Genomic DNA, 9,052 nt, shown 5'->3' on the forward strand with positions numbered 1-9,052 from the left:
TTTGTATCTTTCAATACTGCTGGGGAAAAGTAAAAGCTATGTGGTAGCGCTGTAATGACTCTGCCATGAACTAAATATCAAAAATGGTAGATGATGCCATCTACCAATATATATAGCGATGCGGCATATACATGACCAGCCTGGAATAAATGGAGGTTTTTTTATTAGTAAATGGTCTAGGGGTCTTGTTATCATCTGATATCTTGTCAGAGGGCCATCTCCACCTGTACGACACAGTACTTATAAGAGAGATCACCATGGACCCATCTATTCCTTGTGCTAGGGAGGATGGGTTGTGGTCAGGCGCAATTCTAAGGTTTCAAACTTTACCAATCGTGGCCAGAATTTTGGGAATTCATGGGTAGTCTATAGCCATAAAGCTCGAAGAAGCCTTACGATTGTTAACGACATTGAGCTATGCTACTGGCTTATATTTTTGGAGTTTCAGCCAGGCGTACTTAAGTTTAACCTTCATCCCGCATTCCGTATATTACCAACCAAAACGCCACGAAAAATCCTACTGACATCCGAAGCTACTCTCGTAGACGGAGCGTTAGAATGGCATTTACTTTATTCTCCAGAAAAAATCAATTTTGACTATCTGGCCGAGCTGAGAGAGTACGCCAACAGTTGTGGTGCAACGCTGCGCGAATATACACCAGCGACTATCATTCCGCACAAATATAAAATAATGCCTCTGCTGAAGGTATGTGCATGTTTGGCAGCTGGAAAAGAATATTCTCTTCCGCCAGAAATAGTAAGCAAGGCTCAATTTTACATCAGGCAGCGCGTCAGAGGTCGCATGAGTGATCTCTACGAGCAACTACGAGATTTTGACACGGCAACGGTGCACTATCTTGTTGCAAGAATGTTTGTCGAGGGTCGTCTTAAAGTTGAGTTGTCACCGTATTTTTTCAGTCCCAGCACCGAATGGGTGAACGCATGAATGTTCGTGGGCGCTTAAAGGGTATCAATCTAGAAGAACTGATGCATGTTAATCCGGAGGCACTTCAAGAAAATATTAGAGAGGTGTTTGCCAATAGATTGACTGTTATTCGGTTAATCAACCAGGGTAGAACAGGGAACTTCATCTATCGTCGATGTGGTATCTCGAACTCCGAGCAAACTCGACTAGCTAATAGATTTCTCCAGCGTGACCCTGAAGGTAGATATTTTGGCGATCGTGCCCTGATTCCCCAGATGCGTACAACAGAGTATCGGAGGAATGCGCCTGTACAGCCAATGAGAAGCCAGCAGCAGGGTGGTTTGAGCGGAGTTCTTAAGCTGACATTAGAAAGGCATCCTACAGTTGCGACTGAAATTTCTAATTTCATTCTCCGATTTCACAGTGACTTTTCTGGTCAGAAATTTGATCGAAAATTCATTGCAGCAAAATTCAGATCGATACTGAAGGAGTCCGGTGTTACGGAAGATGAGTGGCCATTTAACCATAAAGGGTTAGGTCAAAGGACGATTGAGAAATATATTAATGAAATCCTGCGCAGCGATTTCATGTGTGCTGCTTCGACGCTTGGAGAGTTTGGCGTAACACATGCACAAATAGGTAGTGGGGAGCAAGGGTTGATCAGCCCCAGTCTACCATTTGACGTAGTGCAACTGGATGCCTACAAAGTCGACCAAATGTGCATAGTTAAAGCGGAGCCACTGCCCGGAATTCACACATCAAGAGTTATAGATCGTTTTTGGCTATTGGCCGCTGTGGATACCGTGTCAACGGGAGTGCTTGCTGCGAGATTCGTGTTTAGCAGCGAGGTAAGGGCTCAAGACGTAGAGGATGTTTTGATCAGCGCTTTTCTGGGAAATTGGAAACCACGCGACGAAGCTGAGTTGCAAAACTTATCCTATGTTCCAGGTAGTGGAATGATTGGCTATGTGCTTCCGGAAACGAAGGGAGCGCTGTGGGGGGCGCTTTTTTTAGACAATGCGATGGCGCATCACGCGGACAAGATCAAGATTAAGCTAAAGGAATTGATTGGCTTCTCCGTAAGCTATGGTCAACTTAAACGACCTGAACGGCGATCCATAATTGAAAACACTTTTAAGCAGATTGCAGAACAAGTCATGCATCGGAGCCCGTCAACAACTGGGAGTGGACCCGGATTTGGCCGAGCAACTGATGCCGAAAGTAATGCAGAAAAATATGAGATATTTGTGGACGAGGCTGAATGTCTGCTCGACGTTTGGTTGGCTAACTTAAATGTAACCCCCAGGTCCGGCTCTACCTTCTCAATGAGTCCTGTTGAATTGATTCGAGCGCATTTGAATAATTATAAAGTGCCAATTTACCTTCCGACGGCGCGGGAAGAGAGCCTTAACAAAACTAAGCTAAGCCTGGATGTTGAATACTGTATTGTCAGAGGAAGTGCCGAGTCAGGAGTGGCCCCGCACATCACTATCGATAAGGCTCGGTATACCAACAAGGTTCTATCAAGGTCGCTGGGGTTAGTAGGGCAGCGACTGCTCGTCAAAATTGACCCCAAAGACCTTCGGCAAGTGGAAGCGATTCTTCCCAATGGGCTATCGCTGGGTAGCCTGAGCGTATTGGGCTACTGGTCTAAGACTGCCCACAGTCGAATCACACGGAAGCTGATCAATCGTGCACTCAGGGACAGAACGCTGGAAATAACACGAAAAGACGACATTGTAATGTCCTTTGTAGATAACCTCTTGAGGAAGCGGAATAAGCGAAGCTTACTGGAATGGCAGCGAATGGAAAGGGAGCTCTCATCATTAGGGCAAAGCTCGTCAGGTGACGATTCAGAGAGCATTGAACGAACTGCATTTCAGTTCACTGACGGTGGAGTGACTAAGTTGGAGTTTCTGGATGATTTCTTTGATCAGTCCGCAGGGGGCGTTGCTGATGAATAGAGATCAGATGGATGCGCATGCCGTGTTCAGAAAAGATTTCACGGTAATAACCAATGCAATAGCAAAAGCAAGCAGCACGGCATTGGAAGCCATATTCATGCGGCAAACTGGCCTGATTTTTCACGGCCTTTCAAGAGTGGGAAAGACTTCGTGCATCAAGACCATCAACTCCAAGCTTCGCGGGTTTATGCCGCGCGCTTATGTGATCCAAATTGAGGTGGTCAAGAAAGAGGGTTCCTTCACAAACAATATACTCGATCAGCTAGCCACGGAGGAAGGTGTAAAGTTTCGAAGTCGAGAAACACCGGTAGGTAAGTTAGATAGGATATCAGAGCACGTCATTAATCGTTGTGGTGAAAAATTTTGCAATCATTGGGTGCTGCTTCTCGACGAGTTTCAAAGACTTCGATCTCATGATCTGCATGTGCTTTTTGATTTGTTTAACAGGCTGGATCGTAAAGGGATTACTATGACCATACTATCGTTTGCGATGCCAGCTGTTTTCAAACAACGTGAAGATCTCATGTGTGCTGGAAACAGCGAGCAATTAATCGCGCGATTCATGAGTGAGCTCATCGAGTTTAAAGGCTGCACCAGCGCTCAAGATCTCGCGGTAATACTAAAGACCTTTGACGAAAAATCGGAATATCCTCCTAAATCAGGTATCACCTATACCAATGGTTTCGCACCTCAAGCATTCGCAACGGGTTTCAGGCTGGAGCCACTTCACGGCTCATTCTGGAAAGCTCTTAACTCCGCCTCTGCCGGAGGTTATAGGAACAACGTGCCTCTTGAGCATCTATTTTTATCGATTCGCTACCTGCTAAGGTATCTGTCGCAAAATGATTCTTCCAGGATTGTCATTCCAGATAAGTTGCTCGATGAGGTGGTGCAGAAATCGAATCTTCCGCAATTTTGTATGCTCAATGGAGGAGGGCAGGGGTGAAGCCGCTGCCATTTTTTATTCGACGTGCCTATCCATTCGAGTCTCCTGTCGGCATCATCGCCAGCTTGGCGCGATTCAATGGGGCCAATCCTGTCGATGTAATGCGGTGGCTGGAAATAAGAAGTGCTGGGAATGTTCATAAGCTTTTCTATCTACCCGAGAGGGTTGCCAGCGCTCTGCCCTCAAGTCGGGCGCATGACTATAGGATGCATTTCCCCTCAGCGTTTCGACTGGCACCGTTCTCAGCGACAATGGGTGTACGGTACTGTCCGGAGTGCTTAGTCTGGGGATATCACTCAACTTTTTTTTGTCTGCCTCAGGTTGAAACATGCCTGATTCACAGTGTCCCCCTCAAGCCGCTGTGCAAATGGTGTCACAGCATGTTGAGTCGTGATCTGCTTGATGCACCATGTTCCCAGTGTGGTTTCTATGTTTGCCAAGCATTAAACCAAGTTAAATACCGCAGTTCCCCAACGATCGCGTTAAAAACATATAGAGCGGGAAAAGCACTAGCGGCGTGGTTTAAATTTGTCCGGAGCGGCGCACAATCAGGATCACCTTTTTTTAAAAAACTAGACAAACTCGGTAGCTACACTGAAGACCCCATTGATAAAGTACTCATCACTTCCCTTGGTTGCCCGATTGCTAAGAATGAGGGCGTCGTACGGCGTCTAACCAAGATCGTGAACTGGGAAGTGCCGTCCAATCGCCGTCATTGGAAAGATTGGCAAGGTGCATGCCGAAACATAGAGACAGTCCATTTGCAGAGACATGAGCATTGTCTTGCGCATTGCGAAGGGTTGCTAGGGTATTGGGATGGAGTAAAGACACCTAAGCCAACATGCCTAAAGACTGCTATTTACCTTCTCATTCGGTTGCGACTAGCCATAACCTCCAGTGTGCCGTGGCTGCCTAGCAAGTTGGATTGCTTAGGTTTTGGATACGTTGATGCGCTTCAACAATCGACATTTATTGATCAAGAAATACCAGTGGTTTTGTTGAAAGTATATTATTTGAAGTTGTTATACGATGCTAGCATTTATCTCGAGCTTGGTTATTTCATAAAATTTAGAGTTAGACCGTGGCAAGGGCTGCTCCATGAGATGGCGGCGCCCGCCGGCATCTCGATGAGGCGGGAAACAGTACTGGGGGTCGTTTCTGAAAGAATGTTGCGGTGCCCACATGTGCGTCGCGTCGTTAATACTCCTCATCTCTACATCTCTCGCGACAGCGACTCCAGTTGGACTTTGTCCTTGGCTTGCAGTGAAACTCAGCAAGTCATTATGGATTTATAGTGCTGTAAACGAGGCAGCTATTTAGGAGCTCAATATGGTACCCAAAGGACCTTCCATTACACGCTTGGATGTAGCGCGCGCGGTTAATATTTTGATTGGAGCAGGTGAGCAGGTGACGATTAGGGCAGTGAGAAATACTATCGGAGCCGGCAGCTTTACTACCATCAGCAGATATCTTCATGAGTCTGCGGTGCACTTGGACGGTGTTGGTACGCATGAGACGGATGAAGTCGCTGAGCGTAAATTTCCCAAAAAAGAGCTGGCTCCGCTACTGAAAAGCTCAGCAAGAGTGGACTGCCGTACAACCTCAGTGCTTGATGGCCTCGCAGGAGAATTACGAGAGATTTTTTTTCAATGTGATGAGGTCATCCGCAAGGCTGAAATTGAAATAATTACTGCGCGAGAAAAGCTTCAGAGATCCATTTCAAACGCGGACAGACTAACGCACGAAAAGCACGCGCTTATTCATGAGGTTCGTAAATTGCGGGCTGAGCTCGCGGCGCTCAAGGGGCATATTCAATTCAAGAATCAGCAGTAGCTTATATCGAGCTCCGACTTCACTGGTTTCGGCTCGAGCGTTGTCGAGCTATTCACCTTGAGGCGGCGAGACCAGCCTTCAGCATATTGCTTTGGGCTGCAGGTTAACCGTGGCTTTCTGTTCTGCATGGTTCAGGATCATGAAGGCTATTAATCGCGGAGCGCCGACTGATCCGACAAAGCCCTTCATCGAAAATGCCCTCAGTAACCATGCTCCGACTTGTGGGGCAGACATTTCGTAAAAGCGGATGTTTGGCGTTTTCTCAGGGACCTCTGTCGCTGTCAGATCTTTCTGCCGAAGCAGTGGCACCCGGGGTCATGCCGAGATAAAGGGAAAATTCACTCACTTCCCTCCTATCCGCATGTTTTATATAGACTTTTTCAGGGCGCAACTGAGTCATGCCGAGATAAGGCAAAAATTAGGACATTCGTTCTCTAACCTACTGTATTTAAACGAATAGATTAGAAGCCTTGCTCAAGCAAAAGCTGCTTCGTGCTCAATCGCTTCAGCCATCCACGCAGGAAGCTTGGATCTATGCGATTTCAAGACCTGCCAATCGCTATTCGACAGGCACGTGCGCAGCTTCGCGACTGCCTCTTGGGCGTGGGGTTTGCCCAACCAGGCAAGTGCACGTACAGCGTCGCCAGTAATGGTCGCTCCGAGGGCGACCTGCCACTGTGGCGCATGTTCGATTCTCACCTGAATTTTGCCAAATTGCAGGGTTCTCGGCCGTCCGCCGGTGATAAATACTTCCTTAATCGACACCTGCTGCGTCAGCCCTAGAAGGTTCGCTGCGCGGGCACCGCTTAACGCGATTACCTGATGGCTTTTCGAAGCTATCGCACTGACGACCTTCTCCGTCGCCGGCGCGCGTTTGCCGAAGCGCCCAGTGACCGGCGCGACATAGAGGCCACGTGAAATCCGCATCAACTCCCCGCCCTTGGCTAATCGAGAGAATGCTTTGTCCACCGCAGCACGGCTAGCCAAATGAAGGAATTCGTTTGGTGCAAGAATGCCTCCTTCAGGAAGAAGCCTGCTGTGTTCGATGATTGCCGCGGGAAGGGATTTTATGGATGGCTAGTTTTTGAAATATGTCAGAAACCTAGCAACAATCCTGACACTGATCAACGAACTGCGGCGCGGCAATCGGCAGTCGGAATAGGATTCGCGCCCAATCGCTACAGCCATCTAGAGAGAAAGGATGGATCAGCCGTTTGGTTGCACTCGCAGAAGAGCCTCAACACGATTCGCAACCTGCCTGCGGCGGCTAATAATTGATCAATTATCTATGTCGAGATAATTGCAGATAATTCCCGCAATCCGTGGCCGGCTCGAGATCGAAAAATTGGGAAAAAAGGCGAGTTAGAGGGCCTGCGGAGACTGTCAGCTAGCCGACAGGCACGGGCTCTGAATAGCCCGTCTTCACGCCCTGCGTGGCGGCGTAATGGCGGGTTTGGAAAGCCAGGACATCCTGCATCTGCTTGCTGACGTCTTCCTCCAGCCCCCACTCATAGGCCAGCTTGTCGAGCTTGTAGCGAGAGACCAACTGGGTCGCCCGCGGCGAACGCTCGGCCGGTTTCAAGCTCGACCAGCTACTGACAAAGCCTTTTAGGCGCGCGGCTTTGTCCGTTGTTACACAGGGAAAGCGACGCAGTAGGTCGACCAGATAGAGGGCGCGCAGCTTCTGCTCAGGCTCGCGCAGCTTGCCCGCTACTTCACGCTGCAGTACTGGCACAAGGTCGCGTTCTTCGTACCACAACTGCTTAGCGAGCTCCACGAGGGCATCGGACGCAACTTGGCTGAGGCGCTGCTGGGTGACAGTCTCCAGGAGCGCGCCAAAGCTTTGTTTACGATCCAGACGTGGCATCTCGCCCATCCTCCAGGTACTTCGCTGTGACCAATTTTAGGCAGCCTAACATTGCGCTTCGGTTACCCACGGCATAATCGATTGCCTCTGTTGCCAGTGTAACAAACTGGCCGACATCTACACGGCCGCATTCGATGAGCTGTTCGATATCAGATTGATCGTTTTCAGTAAAGCGGCCGAGCTTGGATATTGCCAGATCCACGCCGGCGGCAACGAAGATATGCAGCGGCTGCTCGCCCTCGAAACCCTCCATGGGGATGGCGCGATCGCGATAGTCCTCGTGCAGCGGCCCGAGAGCATTGGTGTAGTTCTGATCCAGGTACACCTGCAAGTCGCGGCCGTAGTTGTCTTCATAGCCCTCTGGTGGTGTGTAGATGGCCATGATCTCATCTGTACGCAGCACGCGGGCCGCCTCGATCTCTGCATCGATGTCCGCACTGCCACGCGCATGGGTGAGCAGGTGCACCGCGCAGCCGCCGAAGATAATGACCTTGAGCGAGCCTGGTGGGCTGCCATCCAGTAGCGGCAAGGCCCGGGCAAACAAACTACCGATGGCTTGGCCCAGCGGCGTAGTCAACCGAACAGGTTCTGCGCCCCCCTCATCGGCAGTCTCAAGTCGTGTCATATTCACCTCCACTCAGCGCATGGGCTCAGTGTGCCGGTTCATGTGCTGCGTGCGCCATCGCTGTTCGCAAGCGGCGCCCCGAGTAGCTTCAACTGTGCATTGGCTTCGATCAGGCGCTCCTGCAGGCCCTGCGCCTGCTGCGTTTGGATCACAGAGGCTTCGCCCAGCCGGGATACCTCCTCCTGCAATGTGCAACAACGCTGTTCCAGGGTTTCATTCGCGCGCTCAGCGCCGGTCAACGCGCTCTGGGCGGCTTCCAAGGCCTGGACCTTCTGCGCCAGTAGCTGTTGCTGCGCATGTTGCTCTTTTTGCAACTGCCGGGCCTCGGCGAGCAGGCGCGCATTGTCGCGGTTCAACTGGGTCAACTCGTCCTGCTTGATTATCAAAGTCTGCTGCAGTTGCCGCAGTTCCAGTTGCAGCTGCTGTACCTGCGTCTCGTGCCGACGTTGTTCCTGCTCGCGCTGCTCCTTGCTGGCCTGGCGGTAGTGCTCCAAGGCGTCGCGTGCGTGCTGATGCTTTTCCTCCAGCGAGCGAATCTGCCCATCGCGGTCCTGCAGGCGCTCCTCCAAGTCGCGGTTGGCCTGCAATAGGCGGGCATTCTCGATCTCGGCCTGCTGGCGTTGCTGCTGCTCCTGCTGCAGTGCTTGCTGGGCAGCTTGGAGCTGTTCCGTGAGCCCGCTGCTCTGACTTTCCAACTGCTGGATTCGGCCTTCGGCTTGCCGAGCCTGGTTCTGGAAATTGAGCCGTTCACGTGCCAGTTGTTCGCGCTCCTGGGCCACAGTGGCCTGCGCATCCTCCTCTAGCTGATCTGCCAGTTGGCCGACCAGGTTGGCCAGCTGTTCGCTGAGCGGGATTGAGCCCGCACTGTTGGCGCTGATGGAAAATTGACCCA

At 50.5% G+C, this 9,052-nt stretch carries 9 protein-coding genes; 5 read left to right on the forward strand and 4 right to left on the reverse strand.

Features of this window, described 5'->3' with window-relative positions:
- The first annotated feature begins 295 nt into the window (after positions 1-295).
- From MST27_RS09585 to MST27_RS09605, 5 genes are all read left to right on the forward strand, one after another.
- A complete protein-coding gene (locus tag MST27_RS09585; RefSeq protein ID WP_243605733.1) occupies positions 296-946 on the forward strand; it encodes a hypothetical protein in 651 nt (216 codons plus the stop codon).
- Entirely contained in the window at positions 931-2,889 is a 1,959-nt protein-coding gene (locus MST27_RS09590; protein ID WP_243605734.1) for a hypothetical protein, read from the forward strand. The genes MST27_RS09585 and MST27_RS09590 overlap by 16 nt, the downstream gene beginning before the upstream one ends.
- Complete coding sequence (locus MST27_RS09595; protein WP_243605735.1) at positions 2,846-3,835, forward strand: AAA family ATPase; 990 nt, start codon at positions 2,846-2,848, stop codon at positions 3,833-3,835. The genes MST27_RS09590 and MST27_RS09595 overlap by 44 nt, the downstream gene beginning before the upstream one ends.
- Before the next feature lie 380 nt (positions 3,836-4,215).
- Positions 4,216-5,130 (forward strand): hypothetical protein, encoded by a 915-nt coding sequence (locus MST27_RS09600; RefSeq protein WP_243605736.1) that lies wholly within the window; start codon positions 4,216-4,218, stop codon positions 5,128-5,130.
- Positions 5,131-5,164: 34 nt separating this feature from the next.
- Entirely contained in the window at positions 5,165-5,668 is a 504-nt protein-coding gene (locus tag MST27_RS09605) for a DNA-binding protein (protein WP_243605737.1), read from the forward strand.
- 474 nt (positions 5,669-6,142) lie between these two features.
- Here the strand turns inward: MST27_RS09605 and MST27_RS09610 are convergent, their stop codons facing one another.
- The 4 genes from MST27_RS09610 to MST27_RS09625 all read right to left on the reverse strand — a co-directional run.
- Positions 6,143-6,739, reverse strand: coding sequence for a DUF6088 family protein (locus MST27_RS09610; RefSeq protein ID WP_031298263.1), 597 nt, complete (start codon positions 6,737-6,739; stop codon positions 6,143-6,145).
- A 316-nt stretch (positions 6,740-7,055) separates the two neighbouring features.
- Positions 7,056-7,535 carry a hypothetical protein gene (locus tag MST27_RS09615; protein WP_243605738.1) on the reverse strand — a complete coding sequence of 160 codons (480 nt, stop codon included), beginning with the start codon at positions 7,533-7,535 and terminating at the stop codon, positions 7,056-7,058.
- On the reverse strand, positions 7,516-8,160 hold the full coding sequence (locus tag MST27_RS09620) for a DUF6036 family nucleotidyltransferase (RefSeq protein WP_243605739.1): 645 nt from the start codon (positions 8,158-8,160) through the stop codon (positions 7,516-7,518). The genes MST27_RS09615 and MST27_RS09620 overlap by 20 nt, the downstream gene beginning before the upstream one ends.
- Before the next feature lie 38 nt (positions 8,161-8,198).
- Positions 8,199-9,052: coiled-coil domain-containing protein (locus MST27_RS09625; protein WP_243605740.1), on the reverse strand; the 854-nt coding region annotated here is incomplete at its 5' end.

The organism is Stutzerimonas marianensis (assembly GCF_022810315.1).
Classification (GTDB): domain Bacteria; phylum Pseudomonadota; class Gammaproteobacteria; order Pseudomonadales; family Pseudomonadaceae; genus Stutzerimonas; species Stutzerimonas marianensis.